The organism is Pannonibacter sp. XCT-53, from assembly GCF_009915765.1.
Lineage (GTDB): Bacteria > Pseudomonadota > Alphaproteobacteria > Rhizobiales > Stappiaceae > Pannonibacter > Pannonibacter tanglangensis.
Genome location: NZ_JAABLQ010000001.1, coordinates 173,644 through 198,363 on the forward strand (window position 1 = coordinate 173,644; position 24,720 = coordinate 198,363).

The following is a 24,720-nucleotide window of genomic DNA, read 5'->3' on the forward strand; positions in this document are numbered from 1 at the left end:
GGCCCGCGCTGCCGCGCCGGCCTATCCTGGAGGCTGAGATGCCCGCACTGACACAGGCCCGCAAGATCGTCGAGATCGAGGGCCGCAATGCCACCGTCCCGGTCAAGGCCGCGACGACGATCTACCAGGGCGGCCTCGTCGTGATGGACGCAGGCTGGGCCTGTCCCGGCCGCGTCGCCGTCAATCTGCGCGCCGTCGGCCTCTCCCGCGTCACCGTCGTCAACGCTGGCGCAAACGGTGCCGCCAGTGTTGCGATCGAGCGCGGCGTGTTCGGATTTGCCAATCACCCGGCCGACGCGGTGACCGCCAGCGACATCGGCGCTGACTGCTGGATCGTCGACGACCAGACGGTTGCCCGCACCTCCGCCACCAACACCCGCTCTGTCGCCGGCCGTGTCGTCGACATTGAGGACGGGGTCGTGTTCGTCCGCGTTGGTCTTTGACCCTCGCCGCAATCAGGGATACCAGACATGCCTCGCGTCATTACGCCAGAAATCATCGAGGCCTCGTTCAAGGGCTTCAAAACCGCCTATCAGAGGGGCTTCGCCAGCTCCACGTCGCTCTATACCTCGCTGGCGACCGTCATCACCTCGACGGCTCGCGAGGAGGTCTACTCCTGGCTCGGCGACATGCCGAAAATGCGCGAGTGGATCGGCGACCGCCGCGTCAAGCAGCTGTCGGCCAAAGGCTACTCGATCCGCAACCGCACATTCGAGATGACGGTGGGCGTCCGGCGGGAGGATATCGAGGACGATAGTCTCGGCCTCTATGCCCCGCGTTTCGAGATGATGGGCCAGTCGGCGGCGAGCCACCCGGACGAGATCCTGTTCGAGCTCATCAACAAGGCATTCGTCTCGGCGTGCTACGACGGCCAGAATTTTTTCGACACGGACCATCCGGTCGGACCCGAGGGCGCGCAGGTCTCGGTCTCGAACATGCAGGCCGGAGCGGGCGAGACCTGGATCCTCGCCGATTTCAGCCGGCCGCTGAAGCCCTGGGTTTTCCAGCGGCGCCGCGACTACAATTTCGCCCGCAAGGAGGACGCCAACACCTCCGACCATGTGTTCATGCGCGACGAGTATCTCTATGGCGTCGATGCGCGCGTCGCGGCCGGCTATGGGTTCTGGCAGATGGCTTTCGGCTCCAAGGCGGAGCTCACCTCGGCAAACCTGCGCGCTGCCTATACCGCCATGACCAATTTCACCGACGATGAGGGGCGCAAGCTCAACATCAAGCCCACCCATCTGATCGTCGGCAGCGGCAACCTCTTCAAGGCCCGCGACCTGCTGCTGCCGGCCCAGATCGGCGCGACCACCAACGTCGACCAGAACCTCGTCTCGATCATTGAGGCACCCATGCTGCAGTAGCCCATCGACCGCAGCACTGGCCGGCAGCCTGGCCGCAGAATGCCAGGCTGCCGGGTTTTCCGGCGAGCGCCGCCCGCTCGCCCGACAACCCGGCACAGACATCGACAATGGCTCAGGAGATCGCCATGACCCGCATCCGCAGCAAGGCCTCGGCTGAAACTCCGGTCGAGGCCGCTGAAAACAGCGCTGCCGTTGAGCGCACTCCGGCGACCGAGGCCGAACAGACCGCCCCGGCGGAGGCGCAGGCCGAGACTGCCGCCGAGCCCGCCGCTCCGGCCGACGTCGTCACCGTGCCGGTCTATGATGTCTCGGCTCCGGCCGGCCCCCGTCGCCGTTCCGGCATCGCCTTCGGCCCCGCACCTCTCACGCTGACCGAGGCGGATCTCGGCCCTGATATCGACGCCACGCTTAAGCGCCTGCGCGATGACCCGATGCTGCGCGTTACCGTGCGCCTGGTCGAGCAGCCGGCCGGCTGACCCGCTCCGCAGATCTGATGGGACAGGATCATGCAACTCTACGCCAGCATCGCCGACATCGACGCCCGCTATCCGGATCAGCTGACCCTGATCGCGGCCAACGAACAGACGGGCCTGCGCGATGATGCGCGCATCACCAGCGGCCTGACCGATGCGTCGGCGGAGATCCGCGCGATCCTCGCCGCCCGCTACTCGGCCGCCGAGCTGGCGCAGCTGGACGAGGCCTCGCTTGCCGTGCTCCGCCTCTACTGCATCGACATCGCGTTTTTCCGGATCGCCCTGGATTTCAGCCGCTGCACCGAGGCGATCAAGGAGCGCCATGCCGCCGCGATGAAGCGCCTGGAGGCAATCGCTGCCGGCAAGGGCGCGCTGACCAGCGCGATCAGCAACAACAGCGGTGCGCCCGGCGAGGCCGACGGGATCGGTGCGAACGAGGTGATCCTGACCGCGCCCGGCCGCATTTTCACCCGCGAACGGCTCGACCGGATATGAGCGTCTCGATCGTCATTGACGCGAGCGACATGGCCGATGCGATGCAGCGGCTGCGCCCGCTCCTCGATTTCGATGCCGAGGAACTGATGACCGGCATCGCCGCGCTCGGCGAAAGCCAGACCCGCCGCCGCATCACCGAGGAAAAGACCGGCCCGGATGGGACGCCCTGGACCCCGAACGCGGCCGGCACGCCAATCCTCGTCGCCACCGGCCAGCATCTGCTGGCCTCTGTCGCCTGGCGCGCCTCGGCCAGCGAGGCCGAATGGGGCGCGTCCTGGGAGTTCGCCCATGTGCATCAGGAGGGCGCGGTCATCGTGCCGAAAGACGCCAGGGCGCTGATGTTCAACCTCGGCGGCCGCACGATCGCCGCTCAGAAAGTCACGATCCCGGCCCGGCCGCTTGTCGGTCTCTCGCCAGACAACGAGGCCGAGATCCTGGACCTGGTGACCGACTATCTCGGAGGCCTCGTGTGATCGCACCGGCAACCCTCGAAACCCTGATTGCAACCGACCGCCTGGCGCAGACGCAGACGGCCATCGTGCGCCGCATCGGCGAGCTGATCACCGGCGTCTCCGTCGTCGCGCATCCGGGCAAGGTCGACATCTCGGAGCTCGTCGCCAGGACGGTCGTCCAGGCCCCCGGCGTCGGCATCGGATTTACCCGCATCCGTGAGACCGCGATGGTCGATGGCGCGTTTTGCCTGGCGGTCGAGTGGGTCGCCTATGTCGTCGCCGAGGCCTGTGTGGTCGCCCGCCGTCGCGTTGAAAAAGAGGCGGTCGGCCTCGCCATCGGTTCCCGGCTGCTGGCGATCCTCGGCGACATGGAGACCAGCACCTGGGGCCTCACCGGCATCCTGCCGCCCGAGACCTCGCCGCAGCCCGAGCTCAAGCCCATGTTCACGGTCCGCGATCAGGCCCAGGGAACGGTCTATTACGCGGTGACATGGACGCAGGTGATCGCCGATCTCGGAGCGCCGATCCTGCCCGATGCGGCCGGCACTTATGGCGAGGCCTCCGGGCTGATCATCTATGACACTGCGGCGGATCTCGACGAGATCGCCCGGTGGGTACCGGCGCGGCAGGTGCCGGACAGCGATGACAGCGAGGCCGGCGATGCGTGATCCCTACGCCCTGGCGCTGCGCCGGCAGGCAGCGGCGATGGCGACGATCGAGCGCCGGCTGGCCATGGCTGATCTCACCGGCAAGGTGCATGAGGTGGATCCGGCCAAGCGCCGCCTGCGGCTCAAGCTCGGCCAGGATGCCAAGGGCCAGCCGGTGCTCTCGCCCTGGGTGCGCTGGCAGGAGCCCGGCGTCGGCGCGCTGTCGATCCACAGCGAGCCGGCCGTCGGCGAGCAGATGCGGCTCGTCTCCGGCTCCGGCACCATCGGCACCGCCTCGATTGCCGTGCCTGCCACATTTGACCGCGACCATCCGGCCCCGTCGCAGGCCAGCGACACGACGGTGATCGCGCGCGGCGATGTCCGGATCGAGATCTCCGACAAGATCCGCCTGGTCGGGCCGGTCAGGATCGACGGTGCCGTCGACATCAAGGGCAGCCACGTCAACCACAACGGCAAGGACATCGGCGACACCCACAAACACACCGGCGTCATACCGGGGCCGGCCCTCACCGGCCCGCCCGCCTGAGAGACCATCAACCGAGAGGCATTGACCCATGACACGCAAGTCCGAGCCCGTCGCCCCTGCACCTGTCAGCCCCGATCCGGGCGGCGTTGCTGATTACATCGTGACCGATACAGCGCCGCCGCGCGTGGCCGGCCGGCGCGTGGCCGCAGGCGACATCCTGCAGCTGACCGAGGACCAGGCGCGCTCCGAGCTGATCGCCCTGCACATCCGGCCAGCTGTTTAACGGCTCATTTAAACCGGCGTGATCGAGCGTTGACGAGGCATTAAATGGCAGGCGCAATCAGATATCGGCAGGGCCTCAATGAGCGGACGCTGCAGCCGCTCACCGGCCTGCCGCATCTGATCCAGTCGCTCGGCCGGATCTGGGCAACGCGCCCCGGATCGCGGCTGATGCGGCTGACATTCGGTGCTGACCTGCGCTCGGCGCTCGGCGAGGATCTGACGCCTGCGATCGCATTGCAGATCTACAGCGAGATGGTTGCCTCGGCCGCCCGGCATGAGCCGGAGGCGGCGATCACATCGCTGCAGCTCGTCCGCCTGACTGATACCGGCGTCCTCGGCATCCGGCATGGCGGTCTCTATTACCCGCACGGCCGGTTTAACGACTACTCGATCGCGGTGCCGTTCGGCGCGATTGCGGGAGGCGCGTGATGACCAGCCGGTTTGTCGACATCGATCTCTCCCGTCTGCCGGCTCCCGATGCGCTGCAGCCACTCGATCACGAGGCGGTATTCCAGCGGCGCCTGGCGGAGTTTATTGCGCGCATGGCCGCAGCAGGTCAGCCCTTCGATGTCGGCACGATCGACAGCGATCCGGCCGCGATCCTGTTGCAGCATGGCGCTTTTTTTGAGGTGCAGCTGATGGCCGCCGTCAATGACGCGGTCAAGGCGACGCATCTGGCGTTTGCGCGCGGCGCGGATCTGGAGCAGCGCGCGGCCGATCTCGGCGTTGTGCGTCAGGTGCTGGTCCCGGCCGACCCGGCAGCGACACCGCCGACCCCTGCCATCATGGAGAGCGACGAGAGCCTGCGCCGTCGCCGCCAGCTCGCGATCGAGGCGTTCTCGACCGCTGGTCCCGACGGGGCCTATCTGTTTTTCGGGCTCGCTGCGCATCCGCACGTGCTCGATGTGGCGGTCTATGACCCGCACTCGGGTCTCGCCGCTGACGGCGAGGTGCTGATCGTCGTGGCCTCCAGCCAGGGCGACGGCGTGCCGACGCCGGCCGTGCTCGATGCCATGGCCGAGTTCCTCGACGCCGGGCTGATCCGCTATGCGGTCGGCAGCCCGCGCGTCCGCGCGCTGACCCGCCGGCAGAAACTGCGCCCGCTCACGGACCGGGTGATCATTGAGGCCTGCTCGACGCTGGATTGCACGATCGGCGTCACGCTCAAGGTGCCGCGCGGTCCGGATCCGTCGGCCCTGCGGACCCTCGCCCTGACCCGCCTGACCGCCTACCTGGCGAGCCGGCGCGGCATCGCCCGCATGCTCTCCGATACGGCCATCGCTGCGGCGGTGCATGTCGCAGACGCGGCCGGCGTTGCCCTGGTCGAGGACGCTGACATCGTGATCACGGCGGCCGGTCAGGTTGTCAGTGACGTGATGCCTGGTCCCAGGCAGCTCGCCCGCGTCACCGCCGTCACGCTCACCGTCGAGGTGATCTGATGAGTGCGCCCACGGTCCCCGGCAACTCGCCCGAGCCGATCAAGGCGCTGGCAGCGATTGACGCGGAGCGGATCCGCGCCATCGACGTCGACATCATCCGCCGTGTCCATGATCCGGATCTCTGCCCGCCCGCCTGGCTGCCGCTGCTCGCCTGGGCCTGGTCGGTCGATGAGTGGGATCCGGCCTGGCCAGTGGCCGTCCAGCGCGCAGTGATCAAGGCGGCCCCCGATGTCCACCGGCATAAAGGCACTGCCTGGGCGGTGCAGACCGCGATCGCCGCGACCGGCTATGCCGCCGCGCTCGAAGAGTGGTTCGAGTACGGCGGTGCGCCCTATCGGTTTCGCCTGACCGTGACGCTCGGACCCGTCGAACCCTGGACGGGCGAGGCCGGCGAGATGCTGGCGCGGCTGGCGCTGCGGACCAAAAACACCCGCTCGCGGCTGGAGCTGATCCGGCTCGTCCGGCGCAACGAGGCCCCGCTCTATATCGGCGGGTCGGTCTCGATCCGCAGCCGCGCCCGCGTCGGTCCGATCCTCCCCGGCGCGCTCCAGGCGCGACCCTACATCCACGTCGGCGGTGCGGTCCGTGTCCGCCAGTCGACCCGCATTGCAGGAGGCGCATGATGGGCGTCATTGTCACACTGCAGGGCCAGGCCCTGTTTGCCCAGGCGGCCGCCCAGGGCGGCACCGCTGTGCCGCTCGCCGCAATTGCTGTCGGTGACGGCAACGGGGCGGCGATCACCCCGGTCGAGACCGCGACGCAACTCGTCCGCGAGGTCTATCGCACCGGCGTCCAGTCGGCTCTGACCGATCCGCAAAATGCAAATTACATCATCGTCACGGCGGTGATCCCGGCCAATGCCGGGCCTTTCACGATCCGCGAGATCGGGCTGTTTGCCAGCAATGGCCAGCTCGTCGCCATTGCCGACTATCCGGACACCCGGAAAAACACGACGGCCCAGGGCGTCGATACGACGCTGACCATCGAGCTGGTCCTGGTCGTCTCCGAGACCGCGCAGGTCACGCTGGTCGCACACCCTGGCAGCTGGGCGACGCAGGACTACGTCGATCAGCGCATCCCGCCGTTTGCGACAATCCCCGAGCACATCGCCGGCACACTCTCGACCAAAAAAGCGCACCCGGCCGGCGTCGCGGCGATGATCAACGCGGCGGTCGCAAACCTGCCTGATCCGCTGGAACTGGCAACCGCGCCCGAGCATCTGGCCGGCACAATCTCGGCAAAGGCCACGCACCCGGCCGGCGTCAAATCCATGATCGATGCCGCCCTGGCGGCGCTGCCGCCGCCGCAGGGCGACGTGATCTACCGCTTCGAAACTCTGTTGTGAGGAACCGACATGGCCGCATCTCCGCAATTCACCGGCACCCCGTTGTTTGGCTCTGCCGTCGTCTCGACCGCCAACACCAACCGCGACGGCTCCGGAACGCTCGCCACGGTCCTGACTTTGCCGGCTGGTGGTGGCCGCATCGACCGCGCGGTGCTCAAGGCGACCGGCAACACCACGGCCGGCATGCTCAGGCTGTTTGTCCATGACGGCACGACTGCGCGATGCATCACGGAGATCCCTGTCCCGGCGATCACGGTCGGTGCCACGGTCGCCTCGTTCGAGACCGTGATCGATTTCGCGACCGGCGAGAGCTCGGCATACGGCCTGGTGCTGCCGGCCGGCCATTCGCTGCGCGCCTGCACCCATGTCGCAGAGACGTTCCATGTGATGGCGTTTGGAGGGCAGTTCTGATGGCCAATTTCGGGCTCAACGGGTTCCCGCGAGGCCGGCTCGGCAGTAGCCGCAGCTCGCTGACGGGCAACGTCTCCCTGCTCGCGGTCACGCGCACGGCCAGCCTCGGCCAGGACGTGTTCGGGATCGGTCAGTACAGGGTGATCACGACGAACAGCACATTCGTGGTGCCGGAGGGCGTGACCGCGATCCGTGTTCGCGCCCGTGGCGGCGGCGGCGGCGGCGGCGGTGGCGGCGGGTCTGGCAACCGCCGTGGCGGCGGCGGTGGCGGCGGCGGCGGCTTCGGCCTCGGCGTGTTTACGGTGGTGCCTGGCCAGGCGATCCCCGTGACGGTCGGCTCTGGAGGCGCAGCCGGATCGGCGGGTGGCAACGGCACGGCAGGCGGCACCTCGTCGTTCGGCACGATGTTGTCGGTCACCGGTGGTGGTGGCGGCGTCGGGGGCATCACGACCGGAGCAGGCGGAGCAGGCGGTCTGTCGGCTGGTGGCGCTGTCAATGTCGCGGGCGGCGCAGGTGGCAATGGTGGTGCAGGCACTGGCGGGTCAGGCGCCGGTGGCGGCGCGGCCGGTGGTCCGCTCGGCATCGGCGGTGCCGGTGGCAACGGCTGCGCGCTGTCCGCCCAGGGTGACAATGGCGGCGGCGGCGGCGGCGGCGCGGCCGGCAATGCGGGCGGCACGCTCACCACCGCGACGAGCTACAACGGAGCCGGTGGCGGCGGCGTCGGTGGTCCCGGCACCGCGACATCGACACCCGGCCCGAATGCCGACGGCGTGATCCAGGCAACTGGCGCGGGCATCTCGGCGACCCGGCCGTTTACACCGCGGTTCGTTACCGATCTGGAGACGTCCTCCGGTGGTGAGGGCGGGATCATTACCGGCGGCAACGTCGCATCTCCCGGATTTTCGGCGGAGGCCGGCGGCGGTGCCGGCGGCGGCACCGGCTCGCCGCTTTCGATGGCTCCGGCCGCAGGCGGCCTCGGCAGAGGCGGCGGCGCAGGCGGCGGCGGCGCAGGCGGGAGCGCAAATCCTGGCGGAGCCGGAGGTGCTGCATTGTTCGGTCATGGCGGCGGCGGTGGCGGCGGATCGCTCGGCTCCGGCTCGAGCAACGGCGGCGCGGGCGGCAACGGATTTGTGGTTGTGGAGTGGTGAGATGACGAAATTCGCACGCATCATCGACGGCATCGCGGTCGATGTCGTCGCCGCCGATCCGGCCGGCCTCTACCATCCGGACGTGGCGAGCCAGTTTGTCAGCGTACCGGCCCAGGTCGAGCGCGGCTGGCGCAAACAGGGCAGCACCTGGGCGGCTCCCGAGGCTCCGGCCGAGACGCCTGCCGCCGCAGTGCCGCGCCGGACCGTGTTCACGCCGCCCGAGTTCCTCCTCCTGTTCACGGCGGCCGAGCGCGTGGCGATCCGCGCCGCGCGGCCGAGCAATCCGGTGATTGCTGACTGGCTGGCGATCCTGGAGGATCCGCGCCTGTCCGAGGTCGACGTGACGCGGCGGTCGACACGGGACGGGCTGGACTACCTCGCCTCCGAAAACCTGATCACCCCGGCCCGTGCGGCCGAGATCGGCACGGGAGCGGCGCTGTGACCACCATCCTCAATTACCTCTACAATCTGCACGTCGCCCTGTCGCAGCTCGTCAACGTGCTGATCGGCGGCGACCCGGACGAGAGCTTGTCGGGCCGGATCGGCAAGAGCCTCGTTGCCGGAGGCTGGGCCGCCCGCGTGCCCTGGCCGGCCCTCCTGCGCCGGCACTGGCTCGCCGCGATCGAGACCGACGAGGGCGGCAACAGCGCGCGTGGAAGACGGGAGAGGATTTGAGCGCGCTTGCCAGGAAAACTTGTCAGGGAAGAAGCTGCACCTAGCGAACTAGCTCTTGATATGCCAGTTTTCCACCCTCGACCACGGTGGAGCGGTTTAACATGACGTCTGCAAGAGAAACGGTCTTTATTGTTGGCGCAGGCGCTAGCGCAGAGTTTGGTTTTCCTGTGGGTTCCGGCTTGGCAGAAAACATCAAAAAAACCTTGCAAGGTACAGTACAGTACACAAAAGTCGAAGCGTACGGTTATAGATACACCGGGATCGAGCATTGGCTTAAGCGCTTAAGTGACAGCAAAAAATTTGAAGTTTGGGAGGTCGAGCGCGCGGTAAACTTGATCGTGACCGGCATGCCCTACACCCCTTCAATCGATGTTTTTGTAAATAACCACAACGAAGATAGAGCAGTCGCGGCCGTCGCTAAGATCGCAATCGCATATGAAATTTTAAGGAACGAGAGGGGCGAGGGCCTTTCGACAGGCAGTGTGATGCGGCTCACCAGCTTGGTTGACCGAAAAGAGTTCGCACAAACACAAGTTCGGAACACTTGGCTCGGTCAGCTTTGGCAGCTGATTGTAAGCGCCGGAAAAAAGCGCGATGTAGAGGCGCTGTTGGGAAGAATCGGCTTTGTTGTCTTCAATTATGATCGAAGCATAGAGCAGTTTTTCTACTACACTTTGATGCATTATTTTAACCTGCAGCCGGACGAGGCGAGGCGCATGTTCCGGCAGTTAGATATTATACATATGTACGGACAAGCAGGCAGGTTCAAACCGATTGAAGACGGATTGGCGGAGTGCTGCGACTATGGAGAGCCCAATCCTGAGAAATTGCCTTCGCGGGTGGATGAGCAGCTTGTCACGTTCTCCGAAGCACGCAGCGAAGAGATCAACACGCAGGCGCGTGCCACTGAAATGATAAGGCAAGCTAAGGTTCTAACGTTCTTGGGATTTCAGTTTTACGAACAGAACATGGCGTTACTTTTCGACGATACCCTCCCTAAAGATGACCGAGCCCGCCGGGCATATGGCACTTGCTTTGGCATGGCCGAGCCGTTAGCTAGCGTAGTCCGATATGACCTTATGGAAAAAAAGTACATCACATCGATTGAACCTATAACGGCACATGAGTTGATACGATCCTACGGACAAGCTATGTTCCGGTGATCGCTTTTCATTCCTTGTTGTGAACGGGCTGACTGGTGTCAGCCCGTTTGTTTTTGCGCCAGCCGTACTCTCCATCCCAGCAGATCGCTCACTGATCACACACGGGATGGATCATGTCCGGCACCACGAATTTCGTCGGCGTTCGCCGATTTTCCGACCTCCGGTCGACCGTCGCCCGGATCGACACGCGCGACAGCACGGTCATCGGGCTGGTGCTGCCGGCACCGCTCGCCGACAACACGGCGTTTCCGATCAACGAGCCGGTGCGGCTCTCCACCGATGATGTGGACCAGTTCACCAAGCTCGGGGCCGGCGTCGCCCAGGACACGGTCAACCAGATCAAGGCCGAGGGGATCTCGACCGACATCGTGTTTGTCCGCTCCCAGCATTCCGCCCTGGTCGATGCGCAGCAGAAACTGGAGGCCGAGATCAACTCGATCGTCGGCTCGGCCGGGGCCGGCACCGGCGTCTGGGCGCTGCTGGAGGCCAAATCCCACCTCAAACTGGAGCCGGGCTGCATCCTCGCGCCGGGCTATACCGCGCACCGGATCGGCAACGCGGCCAATGCGATCGTCGCGGCGGCGCGCACGGTCGCAGACCGGATCATCGACTGCATGGTCATTGCCGACACGCCGTCGACGTCGGTCGCAAATGCCATCACCTGGGCCAATGATTTCAAGACCGCGCTCAACGTCATCGGCATGTACCCGGCCGGCGTCTACAATTTCGGCGCGGGCAACGTGACCCGGCCGCTGTCGGCCTCGGTCGCGGCCGCCATGGTGCGGCGGGACAAGGAGACGGGCGGTCCCTATAAGGCGTTCTGGAACCGGCCTCTCAACGGCGTGCTCGGGACGTCCGTCCCGGTCGGATACACCGACGGCGATGCCGGGTCGGAGGCCAACCAGCTCGCCCAGGCCGGCGTCGGCACGGTAATCGAGGGCAGTCAGCTCTGGGCGCCGTTCACGACGGCCACCGATCCGACCGTGGCGAGCTGGCGGTCGATCAAGAAAATCCGCACGCGCCTGGCGGTCTCGAAAGCGATGCTGCGGCCGATGCGTCAGTATCTGTCCGAGGATATCACCCCGCACATGGTCACGCTGATTTACCGCGCGCTCGACCAGTTCCTCTCCGACCTCGTCACCCTCGGCGCGCTCATCGACTACGAGGTGCTGTGGTCCAAGTCGTCCAACCCGGCATCTGTGCTGTCGGCCGGCGCGATGAGGGTCCGCATGCGGTGGGCCGAGACGCCCGACCTGATCGACCTGCAGCTCTATGACGAGCCGATGCCCGAGGCATTCGACGTGCTGCAGGCAGCGATCGCCTCTGCCCTGTCGCAGCTGGGCTCGTCCAACATCCGCGTCACCGCCTAAGGAGATCAGCCATGGATCGCATCATTCGCGGTGCCAACTGGTACTGCAATCAGATCAACCAGCGCCAGCGTATCGACGAGACAATCCTCCCGGATCTGTCACGTGACATGATGCAATATGTCATGGGCGGCAGCTGGTTCGGGCTTGAACTGCCGGCCGAGATCGCGGCGCTGACCTGCGAGATGACGGTCAATGGCGTTCATGAGGATCTCAAGACCCGCTTTGGCCGCGAGCCCGGCGACTGGACCGAACTTGCGTACTACGAAAACCTCCTCAACGTGTTCCCGGCAAACTCGACCGGGGAAGTGGGCAGTGGGTCGAAAGTTCAGATGCGCGGCCGTGTTGTCATGCTCAAGGGCTTGCTCAACAATTACAAACAGGGCGGCGTCAAGGGGCAGAAGTCGACCTCACCGACGCAGTTGCGCTGGTCCTCGATCGTGCTCTACCACGACATCATCGACGGCAACACGGTGCACAAGTTCGACATCCCGAACAACGTTTTGATCATCAACGGCGTCAACTACACCGCCGAGCACAACCGCATCATCGCCGCCTGACAGGCCGATTTGAGGAGCATTCGAGATGGGCTCGAACGTGACTGAAACACCCGTTGCGATCGTGAATGTGCCGCAGGCGGCCGGCGAGGCTCCGGCCGTGTCGGAGATCCCGATGCCGCCGCCGGCACTCTGGGCCGAGCTGGACAACTCTGCGCAGAGTTCGGGCAGTGCAAAGCCGTCGACTGGCGCACCTGCCGCGCCGGCTGCGGCGCTGCCCATGCGCGAGGTGGAAAAGCTGGCATTCAGCCGGTCGACGGCGACCACCGTGCCGCTGGAGTTCGCATTCGACCACCCGGAACTCGGCCACATCGCCAGCGTCATCGTGCGCCGGCTGACGGTCGGCCAGGTCGGGGACATCCTCGACCGGCGCAGCCGGACGAGCGCGCCGGACCTGTACGACATCTACGCCGAGATGACGCAGCTGCCGGCCCCTGTGTTGCGCGGGCTGGAGGCCGGCGACGGTGGGCGCGTGGTGGAGGTGTGCTGGGATTTTTTGCCCCCCGTGTTCCGGCCGACGTCTACAGCGACCGGCCAATAGACCGTGTCGTGATCGACCTGCCGCGCTGGCGCTCCTATATCGCGCGTCTCGCCAGCTCGTTCTCGACGCCGCTGCCGGCGCTCCTCGACATGCCCTGGGACGAGGCGCTGCGATGGTTTCCGGAGGTTCGGGCGATCTATGACGAGACGTGGGGGCGCGGTGGGGGCAGCTATGGGGGCCGCAACAGATGAGTGATCTCGACGTCGCCCTGCGCCTTCGCCTGGTCAACCAGCTCTCGCGTCCTGCCGAGGAGGCCGAGCGGGATCTGCAGCAGCTCGGCCGGGCCGCCCAGCAGCTCGGCCGCACCCGCGTCGGAGCCGAGCTCGGCACCGGACTGCAGCAGCTCGGCCGCGATGCCGAGGCTGCCCAAGGCAAACTCGGCGGCATCACTCAATCGGCCAACGAGGCCCGGCAAGCGCTTGGCCGGATCGGCGACGGTGCCTCGGGCATCCGGGCGGATGCGCAGCGCGCCGAGGAGGCGATCCGGGGCATCCGGACGGAAGCCCAGGCCGTGCGCCAGGCGCTCGGCCGGATCGACGATGGCGCGTTCGACGGGCTGCGCGCCGATGCCAACGCGGCCGAGCAGGCAATCAAGGACATCGGGGCTGCCGCCGATGCGCAGCGGGCAAAGCTCGCCGGGCTGCGCATGGGTGGCCCGCTCAATGGCTCAGGCTACGGCCCCGTCCGGCCCGACATCACAGGCGGCACCGGTATTGCTGGCGCGGCCTACGACCGGTTGGGCGGCGATGCGATCATCCCGCTGACGGCAGGGGCAGGCTATGCAGTCGGCGGCGCATTTGCCAGCGCCGGCATCGTGGCCGGTCATGCGATAACGGCCGCCGCCGGCGACGAGTTTACCTCTGACCAGCTCCGCGTCCTCGGGGGCTATGGCCCCGAGGATCAGGCCCGATATGACCAGATCCTGGCCCAGATCGGCGCGCGCAAGGGCGTGGGCACCCGCGGCGCGATGAGCGTCATGGGCCTCCTGATGTCGGGCGGTCTCGACGCGGAGGCGGCGGCCGCGATGACCGAAAGCGCCATCGTGTTCGGCAAGGCCACTCAGGCAAGCCCGGAAGACGCGGCCAACACCACGATCGCGCTCAAAAACAATTTCGGGATCGGCTCCGACCAGCTGATGGCGGCCTATGACGCGATGGCGCTTGGCGGCAAGGCCGGCCAGTTCGAGGTCAGGGACATGGCCAAGCATTTCCCGTCGATCGCGGCCAAAATGAGCGCGCTCGGCGAGGGTGGCATGTCGGGCACGCAGCTGCTCGTCGCCCTGGGACAGCAGATCCGCAAGACGGCTGGTTCGTCGAATGAGGCTGCGACGAACTTTGAAAACATGCTCGGAAAATTTCGGGCTCAGGATTTCATCGCCAATGCAGCCGAGGTCGGGATCGACGTCGAGAAAACGCTGCAGGGCGCGCAGGCAGCCGGCACATCGCCGGTGATGGCTCTCCTCGAGGAGATCCAGAGCACGGTCGGAACGGACGGGTTTGCCCTCGCCAAACTGATGCCTGACGTCGAGTCGCTCGCAGGTCTGGAGGCGAGCCTGAAAGGCCTGCAGGCCGCCAAGGATCTCATGAAAGACATGGACGCGGCACCCGGCACCGTCATGGAAGATTTTGCCATCGCGACGGATAACGCCAGCGCCGCCTGGGACCGGTTTTCGGCCAATGTCGCAGCCAAGGCCAAGGGCCTGGCGGCCAACACACTGCCGCTGCTGACCGAGGCGATGAACGCGCTGTCGGCTGCGATGGAGGGCGGCACGAACGAGCCGTCGACGCTCAAGGCCCCGCCCGGATCCTCCGGCGCTCTGCAGCAGGAAATGCACGCGCGCACCGACAACGCGCACCGCGCCAACCGGTTTTTCGAGCAGCTGCTCGGCTGGGAGCCGTCGGAGGCCTCCAAGCGGCTCGACGTGATCGATGCGTATCAGGAGTACGGCCGCACCCGGGCAGAGGGCGAACGCTACAGCGCCGAGGACTACGAGGCCGGACTGGAGCGGGACGCAGCACGCAAACGCCGCGAGACGATGTGGGGCATCGGCGGCTCGCCGCTCTCTGACGATCTGCGGCCCGAGGCCGAGGCCAGCATGCGCGGTTATGTCGAGGGGCTGGCGAGCGAGGGCGCGGCGGCCGAGCAGGAGGCCGCGTCCATCGCCGACCGGATCAAGGCGCTCCTTGGATTTACCGTCAGTCCGACCATCGCGCCGACCTATGTCGCACCCGGCAGCCCTGGCAGCTCCGGTGGGTCTGATGCTGCGCCGGCCACCGCTGGCGAGCGCCATTCCTCTCTGCAATCCTCGCAAAACCTGCGGGTGACCCAGCACATCACCTCGCCCAACCCGTCGCACGCGGCCGCCAAGGCCCGGCGCGAGCAGGCCCGCGCGGTCAACCGGAGTTTTGCCCGTGCCCAGCATGATCTGGCGAGGGTGCCGACATGACACCTGCGCTCACCAACACCGGCGCGCTGTTCTCCATCGGGTCGGCGATCCTCTACACGGTCGGGCTCAACCCGCAGCGGCTGAGCTATGCCAGCGAGGCCCGGTTCCCGGCGCATCCCGTGCAGGGCGGCATCGCATATCAAATCACCGGCGCGGGCCAGGAGCGGCTGACGATCGAGGCCGTGACATTCCCGCATGTGGTCGGCGGTCTCGATGCCCTGGCGCTGCTCAAAGGGTATCACCGGGCGCAGTCAATCGTCCCCTATGTGCGCCTGCGCGGCAACTACCTCGGCGAGAGCGGCGGCATGGTGGCGATCGAGACGCTCGATTATGACGAGGAGCGGCTGCACCCGTTCGACGGCGTCGGCCGCCAGATCGACGTGAGCCTCGGCCTCCTGCTGTTGCCGGCCGACAGCTATCTTGCGCAACCCGGCCGGATCGCGGATCTCGGAGGGCTCATCTGATGCGCTACACCGTGCCCTATGGCGGCAGGCGGCTCGACCAGATCGCACGCGAGACGCTGCGCAGCGAGCGTGGCGGCACGGTTGAGGCGATCCTGACCGCCAATCCGGGCCTCGCAACCCTGCTCGATGGCGCAACGGTGCCGGCCGGCACGTCGATCGAGATCCCCGAAACCTACCGCCCGGCTAAAAGCGGCCGGCGCGTGCTGGCCTGGGAGTAAGCGATGCAGCGACCCGTCGTCCACGTCATCGGAGCCATGAGCGGCAACCTCGTCCCCGGCTGGGGACCTGCGCTGCGGGCTGTCCGCTACACGGACAACGAGGGCGCGGATGCCGACGAGATCGAGATCGAGTTCTCGGTCGACGGCCCCGGCGCGTCCCGGCCGGCCTCCGGCACCAGCTACCGGCTGCTCTATGGCTGGGATGAGGCAGGCCTGCGCGATGCCGGCTCGTTCACGGTCCAGTCGTCGTCGCTGAGCTACGCACCGGACGATGGCTGGACGCTGACCGTCGTCGCCCGGTCGGCGGATTTTCTCGACGCCGACAAGGCGGGTGAAACAGCGCATTTCGACGAGCAGACGGTCGGCGAGATCATGCAACGCCTCGCCGGGTCGGCCGGCAAATCCGCGCGGGTGCATCCTGCGCTGGCCAATATCAAACTGCCCTATCGGCTCAACTGGGGGCAATCACCGCTCGGCTTTGCCCAGGCGCTGGCCGACGAGATCGGCGGCAGCCTCAAACCCGCAAACGGGCAATGGCAGGTGACAAAAAAGAACAGCGGCCAGACCGCTGGCGGCACGCCGCTGCCGCCGCTGGTCATCCCGCCCGAGCGTGTCACCGGCTGCGAGATCACCGAGGAGGAGCGGCCGAAATTCGGCCAGGCGCAACAGCCCTGGTTCGACCCGGAGGCCGGGCTGTCGCAATTGGCCAGTGCCGCCGGCATCGGCAAGGCCGCGCAGGCGCTGTTGCTGCATCCCGCCGCCTCGGCCGTCGAGGCGGCGGTCTCGGCCGCTGCGGCTGTCCTCGACCTCGGCCGGGGCTCTGTCAGCGGCTCGGTGACAGCCATCGGCGATCCCGATGCCATGGCCGGTGCGCCGGTGATCCTGCCTGGCTACGGCGGCGCGGCGGCAGTCGCCACGTCCATCACCCACGAGTTCACATTCGACGAGGGCGGCGGCTGGTTGATGACCGTCGAGCTCGCCGCGCAGACCTGAGAGACCATCATGACCGAGAGATTTTCGACAACCGCCGCCGCCGCCATCTCGCCGCCCTGGAGCCCCTCCGGCGACGTCGTGTTGCAGGCAGATTGCGCCGACCCGCGCGCGCTGGTGGACATTGAGGGGCGCGTCAACGACGCGGCACCGTGGCTGCCGCTGGTGACATTGTCGCGGCAGGGCCAGCGCCAGGCGCGGCTGGCGCGCATGCCCCAGATGCGCGTGTCGGTCCGGGAGAACGGTGCCGGCCAGGCCGTCCGCGTGTTCGAGGAGGTTGCGCTGACGTCGGTGGCGGCGACAAACGTCGTCGGCAAATTCCGCGAGGCGTTCGAGACGTTCTCGGGCGAGCGATGGCAGCTCGACCTCGCGGCTGGCGACATCGTCACCGTCGACGGCAATGCGATCAGCGCCAGTTATCTCGTTGTCTCGAAGGACCCGCTGAGCTCCGGCACCGAGACCGTTGTCACCGGCCGGACCCTGTTCACGATGCCGTACGATCTGGCGTATGGACTGCACATGTCGCAGCGTGCCGTGGGCCTGGAGGCCGCGATCGAGGTTGTGTCGGATGAGGCCCCGCTCCCCGAAGCGCCTGATCTGCCGATTGCGTCGATCAGCCAGGCCGGCACGGTGCTGACGATCACGACGACGGTGCCGCACGGGCTCGTGCCGGGCAAACGCATCGGCATTTGCGATGTCGCAGACAGCCGCCTCAACTATGCGGGGCTGGTTGTTGCAACTGCGCCGACCGCGACCACGCTGACGGTGACCGCCGGCGTCATGGGCACGTTGCCGTCCCTGACGGCCGGGCCGCTCACGGGCGGCTCGGTCTATCAGCGGCCGGGCATGGGGCGAGCCCAGAACGGTGTCGCTCTGGTCTACGAAGGGGCATCTCAGACCTCCGCGTCCGTTTACCTGCGCAGTGCCAGCGGAGACCTGTTGCCGTCCGGGACGGTCAACGGTGACCAGCGCATCACGACTGGCAGCACGACGTCTCAGGCGCCGATCAACGCTGCCCGGACCTATGCGTTCCTGCCGTCTGTCGAGACGCGCATTGTCGCTCGCGTGGACAGCGTCCAGATCTCGGATGTCGGTGCTGACAGCTCGTCGCAGGCCGCCAATCGGTCGCGCCGGTCCCAGGTCATCCCGGACGAGACGCGGAACTACAAGGTCCGCCTGCGGGCACATACCAACAAGTCGCACACCCGGCCGGTCGCGCAGATCGTCAGCGCCGTGAAATCGGGCAGCGCGACAGCGACGATCGTGACCGATCAGCCGCATGGGCTCAACGCCAGCAGTCAGGTCGTGATCCTGGGCATTGCAGATGCCGTCAATTTCCCGGCGCTGGCCGCCCCGACGACTGTCGCCAGCGTTGTCAACAGCACCACCTTCACGGTTGCAATCGGGGCGTCCGCGACTGCAACGTCGCACGGTGGCTATGTTGCGCTGGCGCAGGGTGGGCAGGGTCAGGCCGGCGGTGTGGCTCAGTCGATCATCTCGGTCGCCAGGGCCGAGAATGTCGTGACGCTGACGGGCTCCGCGAGTTGGTCCGGCCTGGTGCACGGAGACTATGTCAATGTGGTCGGGTGCCGGCGCACCACCGCCCCGCTCGGAGCGTCGGTCGGCGTCGACGGAGCGTATAGGGTCCGGGAGATCAATGGCGCGACGCTGATCCTCGAGCAGATCAATGCCGATGTCTCGCCGGGCGGCGGTGACATTTCCGCGATCGCATGCGGTGGCGCAGTGATCAAACGCAGCGATGTCCGGCTGTCGTTCCTGCGGCTGATTGATTTCGAGCGTCTGCGCGTCGAGGCGCTGCCTCGGCCAGGCGGTGACAGCAGCGATGCATTTCCGGTCACGTGCCAGAGTGGTTCTGTCGCAGTGGCCGGGACAGTCGCTGAGGACGCGAGCGCGGGCTCTGTTAACCCCGTCCAGATCGGCGTGCGGGCTCGCTCCAGCAACCCCTCGCCCATGTCCGCATCCGGTGACGCGGTCCATGCGCTGGCCACGATGATCGGGGCGTTGGTCGTCAAACCCTATTCCATCGCCGATGCCGAGTGGTCCATGTCCATCGCGTTGACGTCCACCACGGCTCAGACGATCCAGGGTGCGGCCGGGTCGGGTCTCCGGCGTCATCTGACGGCAATTCAGGCCATCAACACCGGCGCAGCTTCGGTCGACCTGATCATTCTCGACGGCACGACCGAGAGATGGCGCATGCCTCTCCCGGTCAACGTGCCGGTGTCGGTGCAGCTGCCGACGGGGCTGCAGGTCAGCACCAACACCGCGCTCAACGTCAACCTCGGGGCTGCCGGCACCGTCCGGTTCAACGCCCAGGGCTACACTGCAACCTAACGGCCGAGGAGAACGCCGATGATTACCTTGCTGATCCATTCCACCGAGTTTCGCCCCGGCCGCCTGCCGGACCCCGAGGAGCCTGGCGACACGGGCCGGCCGGATACCTGGTACGTGCGGTTTGAATGGGCCGACCACGCCGGGACCCGGTCCAGTGATGTGGTGCTGGAGGGGCTGCCTGAGAGCGCCAGCAGCCAGGAGATCTACGACGCCGTGATGGCGACGATCAGCTAACCGCGACGGGCGGTCCGGGCCGCGCCAACGGCCCGAACGGCGGGGACCATTCGCAGGCTCCGCCCGGCAGACCGATCAGGATCACCGCCGCACCCGCTGCTCGCGCGAGCGCCGGCAGTGTGGCTGAGTCGTCCGGTTATATGAAAGACATTCGTTGCGGCTGTTGCCGCGCCCTGCTGTTCCGGATGGCGTCCGCGCCATCCGCACCCGCCATCGAGATCAAGTGCCGCCGCTGCGGCACGATCAATCACCTGAGGCCGCCCGAGCCCGCACCTGAGCGCGACAGTCCCACAGCGCCCGACACGGAGCCCGGCCCATGCGCTGGCAATTGCATAACCTCGACGCCATCCCCTGGCTGATCGACCAGTCCGCCGAACAGTTCGACGCCCTGGTCACCGACCCGCCTTATTCCTCAGGCGGCCTGCACGCAGGCACCCGGACGGCCGACAGCGCCAATAACAAATACCTGTCCTCGCCGGAGAAGTACCCGGAGTTCAGTGGCGAGAACCGGGACCAGTTCTCCTATCTGCAATGGTCGACGCTCTGGATGACCCACGCCTTCCGCGTGCTGCGGCCGGGAGCAACGGCGCTGGTTTTTACCGACTGGCGGCAGCTGCCGGTGATCACCAGCGCGTTTCAGGCGGCCGGCTTCACGTGGCGCGGGGTCGTCACCTGGGACAAGACCGAGGCGAGCCGGCCGCAGAAGGGCCGGTTCCGCGCCCAGACGGAGTTCGTCATCTGGGGCTCAAAGGGAGCCTGGCACTCGAATGAGGGGCCTGCGCTGCCCGGCGTGTTCCGCCATTCGGTCACAGCCGGTGGCCCCAAGCTGCACACGACCGGCAAGCCCGTGCCGCTGATGGATGACCTCATGAAGGCATGCCCCGAGGGCACGGTCCTCGACCCGTTCGCCGGCTCCGGCTCCACCGGCGTAGCGGCGCTGCGCAGTGGCCGGTTCTTCGTCGGCTGCGAGCGCGAGGAGGCCTATTTCGACATCGCCTGCGAGCGGCTTTCAAAGAGCGCGTAAGGCAAAAGCGGATTGTCAGGTTCCGGCTTGGCAATCCGCGAACCTTCTGTCTTTGCTAGAGACTGCGGTAAGCGCGAAAACGGCTCTAACCAACAGGGGCAGACGAGATGACATCAGGACTTACCGAAAACAATGGCCGGCTTGAGCAGCGACTGGATGGCTGCCGCGCCTATTTCGAGCATGTCCTTACGCCCAATGCCGAACTGTTCTTCGGTCAGTCCAGAACGCCCGCATCGACGATCAACCTTGTGACCTCGCTCTTTCACTTCCATGAGTGGCTGCACCGTGAGTTCAAGGAAAAGCTACTTCTGAAGTATGGGGCAGAGGCTGAAACGCCCGGTGGCTTCTGGCGCTGCATTCAGAAAACAAACCCAGACTTTGGCTACATCCGCGACATGACCAATGGCTCGAAACACGTCAAACTGGAAGCCAAAGGAAAGGGAGGGCCATCGACCGAGATGCGAGGTATCGAAGAGTTCGCGATTGAGAGACGCGGGTTTGGAATAGGCGGCTTTGGGCTTGGAAGTTACGGGGGCGGACCCGATCCAATTGTGACCGTTGGTGACAGGACGGCAGAGCTGTATCCCATCTCAAGGCAGCTGCTTGATTATTGGTCCGGCCTGCTCCTGGAATTGGAAGGACTATCCGGCGAATGACGTCTGCCCAAGGCGAACGCAGATACCGGCGTGCCGCCCTATGAATAGTCAGATCTCGTTAGCCACAATTGGTGAACTGAAGGCTCACGGCTACCGGCTGTTTGGGCATTGCCGAAACCTCCGTTGTGCCCGAGGCCGCGAACTCGATATCGAGAAACTCATCGAGCGGTTTGGTGCCGATCATCGCTTTGTTCGAGACCAAAGGATCAGTGCAGCGCTCGTCTGTTCCGCCTGCGGCCACAAAGGCGGCTCGCTCACAATAGCAGGCCCGAACCTCCCGAGGTCATGAACTGCTCGAGGGTCCTTCAAACACGGTTCAAAGCCAAATCAAAGCAAAGCGCCGTGCTGCAAAATCACGCGTCAAATTTGCAAAACTTCGCGTCGGGCTACAGTCACCAACATATCGGGAACTGTCGGAAGAAGATGGTAGCGGAGGAGGGACTCGAACCCCCGACACGCGGATTATGATGCAGCGCACAACCCTGTGCGCGCAATACTTTAAGCCCCGAAATACTGTCAAACCCGGTACGGAAAATCAATGGCTTAGCCGGGCTTTGTCAAACCGGTTTGCGCCCCTTTCGGCAAGGGGGGCGGCATGACAAACGTGCTCCCTCTCCGGCGCGAACGCGGTCCTTCCGCCGTGCATACAATCCAGTACAGCGACAAGTTGGCTTGGATCGGCAAGGTCGCAACGGACCTTGAGCTGACCCCGTCTGATCTGCGGATAGCTGTTGTCCTGTCCGGCTATATCAACACACAGGACGGTCGCGCCTGGCCGTCGCACGCCACCCTTGCCAAGGTCACGGGCCTGAACGAGCGGACGGTGACACGCGGCCTGAAGGCGCTGGTGGCGCGTGGCTACCTGTCGCTTGAGAAGGGGAGCGGTCGCGGGAGCTGCAATGTCTACACGTTCCAGCCGGTCGATGCGGATGTTGCACCGCTGCCGACTGATGGCCCTGCCCCTGTCGAGGCACTGGAAAAGGGTGACAAAAGTTACCGTGAACCCGAACGAAAGGGTGACAAAAGCTACCGTGAAAGGGTGACAAATCCTGCCGGAAAGGGTGACAAAAACAGCCCCCTAACTAGAATAAATAATATAAATAAAAAAACCAAAGGCGCGGGCACGCGCGAGGCCATGCCGGAACGCTGCAGGCCAGTACCTGGACCTTCCAAGCCGAAGCCGCTTCCCGAGCCGAAAGCGCGCTTCGTCGCCACTGACGATCCGCGCTATCCGACGCTTGCGGCCATTCACGAACGGATCCGCAAAAGGCCGCCGTTCGTTATCGAGGCCAACTTCGGGCCGGGTGGCAAGGCTGGATACTCGTTCGCTCTGGACATCTTCGACGAATTCGACCGGCAGGCGTCTGCGGCGCTGCCCGATGGCTGGGAAGGGGTGAACTGATGCCCGGCTGGCCGTACAACACCCGCGCATGGAAGCGGCTGCGGCTGGTGAAGCTGTCGGCAAGCCCCGTCTGCGAAGTGTGCGCCCGGCGCGGCGTGGTCGAGGCCGCGCGCGTGGTTGACCACAACACCGCGATCAACGCCGGAGGCGATCCGTTCCCGCCGCTCGACGGTCTGACCGCCATGTGCGTCCCGTGTCACAACAGCAAAACCGCAGCCGTTGACCGCAAGACCGCGCTGCCCTTTGCCCGCCGCATCAAGGGCTTTGACGCGGACGGAAACCCGCTCGATGACACGGACGAGTGGCACACCGGGGGCGGGGGCGGGCAAAATCACCAGAACGGCAAAGCCCGAATACCGACTGGGAACCAGAACTTCCACTTAGTTTCGTCCAGAAAATTGGATGAAACCTCTGATAACGTTGACGATTTGGGGTTTGCCTGAATGGCTGTCCGGGGCATAGGGGCCAAGCCGCTTTCGGAGCGCGGCAAGATCGAGGTTCGGACCGTGAAGCCCTGGGAGGAACCGGGGCTGACGCGGGCGGGGCGCGTCATCGCGTTCCTCGAGGATCTGCCGATCACGGCGGGAAGCCTCGCCGGGACGACGATGAAAATCCGCCCCTGGCAGCGCGCGTTCCTTGAGGAAGTCTATGCCGAAGACGAGACCGGGCGGCGTCCGGTCCGGACGGCGGTGCTGTCCATGGGCCGCAAGAACGGCAAGACGCAGCTGGCCGCCGGGCTGGCGCTGTGTCACCTGATGGGGCCGGAAGCCGAACCGCGTGGCGAGGTGTATTCGGCGGCGCTGACACGCGATCAGGCCGCGAAACTTTTTCAAGAGATGACCGCGATCCTGCAAGCGCATCCAGAGCTGGACGACCGGGCGAACGTGATCCGTCACAGCAAGCAAGTGGAAGTGCTCTTTGGCGATGGCGCGGGCTCGATCTATGCCGCCCTGTCGGCGGATGCCGGATCGAAGATGGGGTTGAGCCCGTCCTTCGTGGTCTATGACGAGCTTGGCAGCGCGCCGAACCGTGACCTGTTCGACGCGCTGGATACGGCCACCGGCGCGCGCGACAACCCGCTGATGATGTGCATTTCAACGCAGGCGGCGGCGGACCATCACGTGTTTTCCGAATTGATCGACTACGGGCTGAAGGTGCAGGCGGGCGATGTGGACGACCCCTCGTTTCACCTGACGCTCTATGCCGCGCCGGCTGATGCCGATCCTTGGGAGGCGGAGACCTGGGAGGCGGCAAATCCGGCGCTTGGCGACTTCCGCAGCCTCGATGATGTGACCCGGCAGGCGGCACAGGCGCGCCTGGTGCCGTCGAAGGAATCCGCCTTTCGCAATTTGATCCTCAATCAGCGGGTGGCCGCCGTGTCGCGGTTTATCCATAAGGTCGAATGGGAGAAGTGCAGCGCCGCGCCGGACTTGGCCGCCTTGCGCGGCCGCACGTGTTTCGGCGGCCTCGACCTGTCAGCCGGGCGCGACTTGACGGCGTTCGTTCTGGTGTTTCCCGGCGAAGGGCGCATGTTTGACGTGGTGCCGAAGTTCTACTTCCCCGAGGCGGCGGTGAAGGAACGCTCCGAAGAGGATCGTGTCCCGTATGACCTGTGGGCGCGGCAAGGCTTCATCACGCTCATTCCTGGCGCGACGATTGATCCCGGCTTTGTCGCCCATGAGCTTGCCGAGGCTGCGAGCCTCTATGACTTGCAGAAACTCGCCTATGACCGCTGGCGCATCGAAGACCTGCGGCGCGAGCTGAGCCTGTTGGGCGCAGGGTTGCCGCTGGAGCCCTTCGGTCAGGGCTTCCGTGACATGGCCCCTGCGGTGGACCTTCTGGAACGCTGCGTGGCGGAAGGCTTGCTGCGACACGGTGGCAACCCGGTGCTGAAGATGTGTGCGACGAACGCTGTGGTCACGCGCGATCCGGCGGGAAATCGCAAGCTGGACAAGTCGAAGGCAAACGGGCGGATTGACGGCCTGGTGGCGCTCGCCATGGCGTTGGCAGTCAGCGGGCGGCAGGAGGAGGAACCTCTCCCGGCGTGTCTGGCGCAGTTTTTGGATGACGGGTGACACCATG

At 66.0% G+C, this 24,720-nt stretch carries 33 protein-coding genes; all 33 read left to right on the plus strand.

What is annotated here, in order from left to right:
* The first annotated feature begins 38 nt into the window (after window positions 1-38).
* A complete protein-coding gene (locus GWI72_RS00820) occupies window positions 39-443 on the plus strand; it encodes a hypothetical protein (protein WP_161707551.1) in 405 nt (134 codons plus the stop codon).
* A 27-nt stretch (window positions 444-470) separates the two neighbouring features.
* Window positions 471-1,367 carry a Mu-like prophage major head subunit gpT family protein gene (locus GWI72_RS00825; protein ID WP_161707553.1) on the plus strand — a complete coding sequence of 299 codons (897 nt, stop codon included), beginning with the start codon at window positions 471-473 and terminating at the stop codon, window positions 1,365-1,367.
* Window positions 1,368-1,492: 125 nt separating this feature from the next.
* Window positions 1,493-1,843, plus strand: a complete 351-nt coding sequence (locus GWI72_RS00830) for a hypothetical protein (RefSeq protein ID WP_161707555.1) — start codon at window positions 1,493-1,495, stop codon at window positions 1,841-1,843.
* A gap of 30 nt (window positions 1,844-1,873) precedes the next feature.
* Entirely contained in the window at window positions 1,874-2,335 is a 462-nt protein-coding gene (locus GWI72_RS00835; protein ID WP_161707557.1) for a gp436 family protein, read from the plus strand.
* Window positions 2,332-2,808 carry a phage virion morphogenesis protein gene (locus tag GWI72_RS00840; protein ID WP_161707559.1) on the plus strand — a complete coding sequence of 159 codons (477 nt, stop codon included), beginning with the start codon at window positions 2,332-2,334 and terminating at the stop codon, window positions 2,806-2,808. Before GWI72_RS00835 ends, GWI72_RS00840 begins: the two co-directional genes overlap by 4 nt.
* Window positions 2,805-3,455: a hypothetical protein gene (locus tag GWI72_RS00845; protein WP_161707561.1), complete on the plus strand. Its 651-nt coding sequence runs from the start codon at window positions 2,805-2,807 to the stop codon at window positions 3,453-3,455. The genes GWI72_RS00840 and GWI72_RS00845 overlap by 4 nt, the downstream gene beginning before the upstream one ends.
* Complete coding sequence (locus GWI72_RS00850) at window positions 3,448-3,981, plus strand: phage baseplate assembly protein V (RefSeq protein WP_161707563.1); 534 nt, start codon at window positions 3,448-3,450, stop codon at window positions 3,979-3,981. The genes GWI72_RS00845 and GWI72_RS00850 overlap by 8 nt, the downstream gene beginning before the upstream one ends.
* A gap of 28 nt (window positions 3,982-4,009) precedes the next feature.
* The gene (locus GWI72_RS00855) at window positions 4,010-4,204 is read left to right on the plus strand and encodes a lysozyme family protein (protein ID WP_161707565.1); all 195 of its coding nucleotides are present in this window, start codon (window positions 4,010-4,012) and stop codon (window positions 4,202-4,204) included.
* A 44-nt stretch (window positions 4,205-4,248) separates the two neighbouring features.
* On the plus strand, window positions 4,249-4,632 hold the full coding sequence (locus GWI72_RS00860) for a GPW/gp25 family protein (RefSeq protein WP_161707567.1): 384 nt from the start codon (window positions 4,249-4,251) through the stop codon (window positions 4,630-4,632).
* Window positions 4,632-5,642, plus strand: a complete 1,011-nt coding sequence (locus tag GWI72_RS00865) for a baseplate assembly protein (protein WP_161707569.1) — start codon at window positions 4,632-4,634, stop codon at window positions 5,640-5,642. The genes GWI72_RS00860 and GWI72_RS00865 overlap by 1 nt, the downstream gene beginning before the upstream one ends.
* The gene (locus GWI72_RS00870; protein WP_161707570.1) at window positions 5,642-6,265 is read left to right on the plus strand and encodes a phage tail protein I; all 624 of its coding nucleotides are present in this window, start codon (window positions 5,642-5,644) and stop codon (window positions 6,263-6,265) included. The genes GWI72_RS00865 and GWI72_RS00870 overlap by 1 nt, the downstream gene beginning before the upstream one ends.
* Window positions 6,265-6,987 carry a phage tail protein gene (locus GWI72_RS00875; protein WP_161707572.1) on the plus strand — a complete coding sequence of 241 codons (723 nt, stop codon included), beginning with the start codon at window positions 6,265-6,267 and terminating at the stop codon, window positions 6,985-6,987. Before GWI72_RS00870 ends, GWI72_RS00875 begins: the two co-directional genes overlap by 1 nt.
* A gap of 9 nt (window positions 6,988-6,996) precedes the next feature.
* Window positions 6,997-7,398: a hypothetical protein gene (locus GWI72_RS00880; RefSeq protein WP_161707574.1), complete on the plus strand. Its 402-nt coding sequence runs from the start codon at window positions 6,997-6,999 to the stop codon at window positions 7,396-7,398.
* Window positions 7,398-8,546 (plus strand): hypothetical protein, encoded by a 1,149-nt coding sequence (locus GWI72_RS20270; protein ID WP_161707576.1) that lies wholly within the window; start codon window positions 7,398-7,400, stop codon window positions 8,544-8,546. The genes GWI72_RS00880 and GWI72_RS20270 overlap by 1 nt, the downstream gene beginning before the upstream one ends.
* A 1-nt stretch (window position 8,547) precedes the next feature.
* The gene (locus GWI72_RS00890) at window positions 8,548-8,988 is read left to right on the plus strand and encodes a hypothetical protein (RefSeq protein WP_161707578.1); all 441 of its coding nucleotides are present in this window, start codon (window positions 8,548-8,550) and stop codon (window positions 8,986-8,988) included.
* Complete coding sequence (locus tag GWI72_RS00895) at window positions 8,985-9,221, plus strand: hypothetical protein (protein ID WP_161707579.1); 237 nt, start codon at window positions 8,985-8,987, stop codon at window positions 9,219-9,221. Before GWI72_RS00890 ends, GWI72_RS00895 begins: the two co-directional genes overlap by 4 nt.
* Before the next feature lie 101 nt (window positions 9,222-9,322).
* The gene (locus GWI72_RS00900) at window positions 9,323-10,384 is read left to right on the plus strand and encodes a hypothetical protein (protein WP_161707581.1); all 1,062 of its coding nucleotides are present in this window, start codon (window positions 9,323-9,325) and stop codon (window positions 10,382-10,384) included.
* 113 nt (window positions 10,385-10,497) lie between these two features.
* The gene (locus GWI72_RS00905; RefSeq protein ID WP_161707583.1) at window positions 10,498-11,754 is read left to right on the plus strand and encodes a phage tail sheath protein; all 1,257 of its coding nucleotides are present in this window, start codon (window positions 10,498-10,500) and stop codon (window positions 11,752-11,754) included.
* A gap of 11 nt (window positions 11,755-11,765) precedes the next feature.
* Window positions 11,766-12,311 (plus strand): phage major tail tube protein, encoded by a 546-nt coding sequence (locus GWI72_RS00910; RefSeq protein ID WP_161707585.1) that lies wholly within the window; start codon window positions 11,766-11,768, stop codon window positions 12,309-12,311.
* Between the two features lie 25 nt (window positions 12,312-12,336).
* Window positions 12,337-12,849: a hypothetical protein gene (locus tag GWI72_RS00915; RefSeq protein WP_161707586.1), complete on the plus strand. Its 513-nt coding sequence runs from the start codon at window positions 12,337-12,339 to the stop codon at window positions 12,847-12,849.
* Window positions 12,850-12,857: 8 nt separating this feature from the next.
* A complete protein-coding gene (locus tag GWI72_RS19880) occupies window positions 12,858-13,040 on the plus strand; it encodes a hypothetical protein (protein ID WP_179955991.1) in 183 nt (60 codons plus the stop codon).
* A complete protein-coding gene (locus GWI72_RS00920; protein ID WP_161707588.1) occupies window positions 13,037-15,295 on the plus strand; it encodes a phage tail tape measure protein in 2,259 nt (752 codons plus the stop codon). Before GWI72_RS19880 ends, GWI72_RS00920 begins: the two co-directional genes overlap by 4 nt.
* The gene (locus tag GWI72_RS00925) at window positions 15,292-15,759 is read left to right on the plus strand and encodes a phage tail protein (RefSeq protein WP_161707590.1); all 468 of its coding nucleotides are present in this window, start codon (window positions 15,292-15,294) and stop codon (window positions 15,757-15,759) included. Before GWI72_RS00920 ends, GWI72_RS00925 begins: the two co-directional genes overlap by 4 nt.
* The gene (locus GWI72_RS00930; protein WP_161707592.1) at window positions 15,759-15,977 is read left to right on the plus strand and encodes a tail protein X; all 219 of its coding nucleotides are present in this window, start codon (window positions 15,759-15,761) and stop codon (window positions 15,975-15,977) included. Before GWI72_RS00925 ends, GWI72_RS00930 begins: the two co-directional genes overlap by 1 nt.
* A 3-nt stretch (window positions 15,978-15,980) precedes the next feature.
* Complete coding sequence (locus GWI72_RS00935) at window positions 15,981-16,970, plus strand: phage late control D family protein (RefSeq protein WP_161707594.1); 990 nt, start codon at window positions 15,981-15,983, stop codon at window positions 16,968-16,970.
* Window positions 16,971-16,979: 9 nt separating this feature from the next.
* On the plus strand, window positions 16,980-19,322 hold the full coding sequence (locus tag GWI72_RS00940; RefSeq protein ID WP_161707596.1) for a hypothetical protein: 2,343 nt from the start codon (window positions 16,980-16,982) through the stop codon (window positions 19,320-19,322).
* A gap of 18 nt (window positions 19,323-19,340) precedes the next feature.
* Window positions 19,341-19,556 carry a hypothetical protein gene (locus GWI72_RS00945; protein ID WP_161707598.1) on the plus strand — a complete coding sequence of 72 codons (216 nt, stop codon included), beginning with the start codon at window positions 19,341-19,343 and terminating at the stop codon, window positions 19,554-19,556.
* 140 nt (window positions 19,557-19,696) lie between these two features.
* The gene (locus tag GWI72_RS20405; RefSeq protein ID WP_161707600.1) at window positions 19,697-19,915 is read left to right on the plus strand and encodes a Com family DNA-binding transcriptional regulator; all 219 of its coding nucleotides are present in this window, start codon (window positions 19,697-19,699) and stop codon (window positions 19,913-19,915) included.
* Window positions 19,873-20,580: a DNA-methyltransferase gene (locus GWI72_RS00955; protein ID WP_161707601.1), complete on the plus strand. Its 708-nt coding sequence runs from the start codon at window positions 19,873-19,875 to the stop codon at window positions 20,578-20,580. The genes GWI72_RS20405 and GWI72_RS00955 overlap by 43 nt, the downstream gene beginning before the upstream one ends.
* Before the next feature lie 107 nt (window positions 20,581-20,687).
* A complete protein-coding gene (locus GWI72_RS00960) occupies window positions 20,688-21,236 on the plus strand; it encodes a hypothetical protein (protein ID WP_161707603.1) in 549 nt (182 codons plus the stop codon).
* Window positions 21,237-21,831: 595 nt separating this feature from the next.
* Window positions 21,832-22,638 carry a helix-turn-helix domain-containing protein gene (locus GWI72_RS00965; RefSeq protein WP_161707605.1) on the plus strand — a complete coding sequence of 269 codons (807 nt, stop codon included), beginning with the start codon at window positions 21,832-21,834 and terminating at the stop codon, window positions 22,636-22,638.
* On the plus strand, window positions 22,638-23,081 hold the full coding sequence (locus tag GWI72_RS19885; RefSeq protein WP_179955998.1) for an HNH endonuclease: 444 nt from the start codon (window positions 22,638-22,640) through the stop codon (window positions 23,079-23,081). The genes GWI72_RS00965 and GWI72_RS19885 overlap by 1 nt, the downstream gene beginning before the upstream one ends.
* Window positions 23,082-24,713 (plus strand): terminase large subunit, encoded by a 1,632-nt coding sequence (locus GWI72_RS00975; protein WP_161707607.1) that lies wholly within the window; start codon window positions 23,082-23,084, stop codon window positions 24,711-24,713.
* Window positions 24,714-24,720 lie beyond the last annotated feature (7 nt).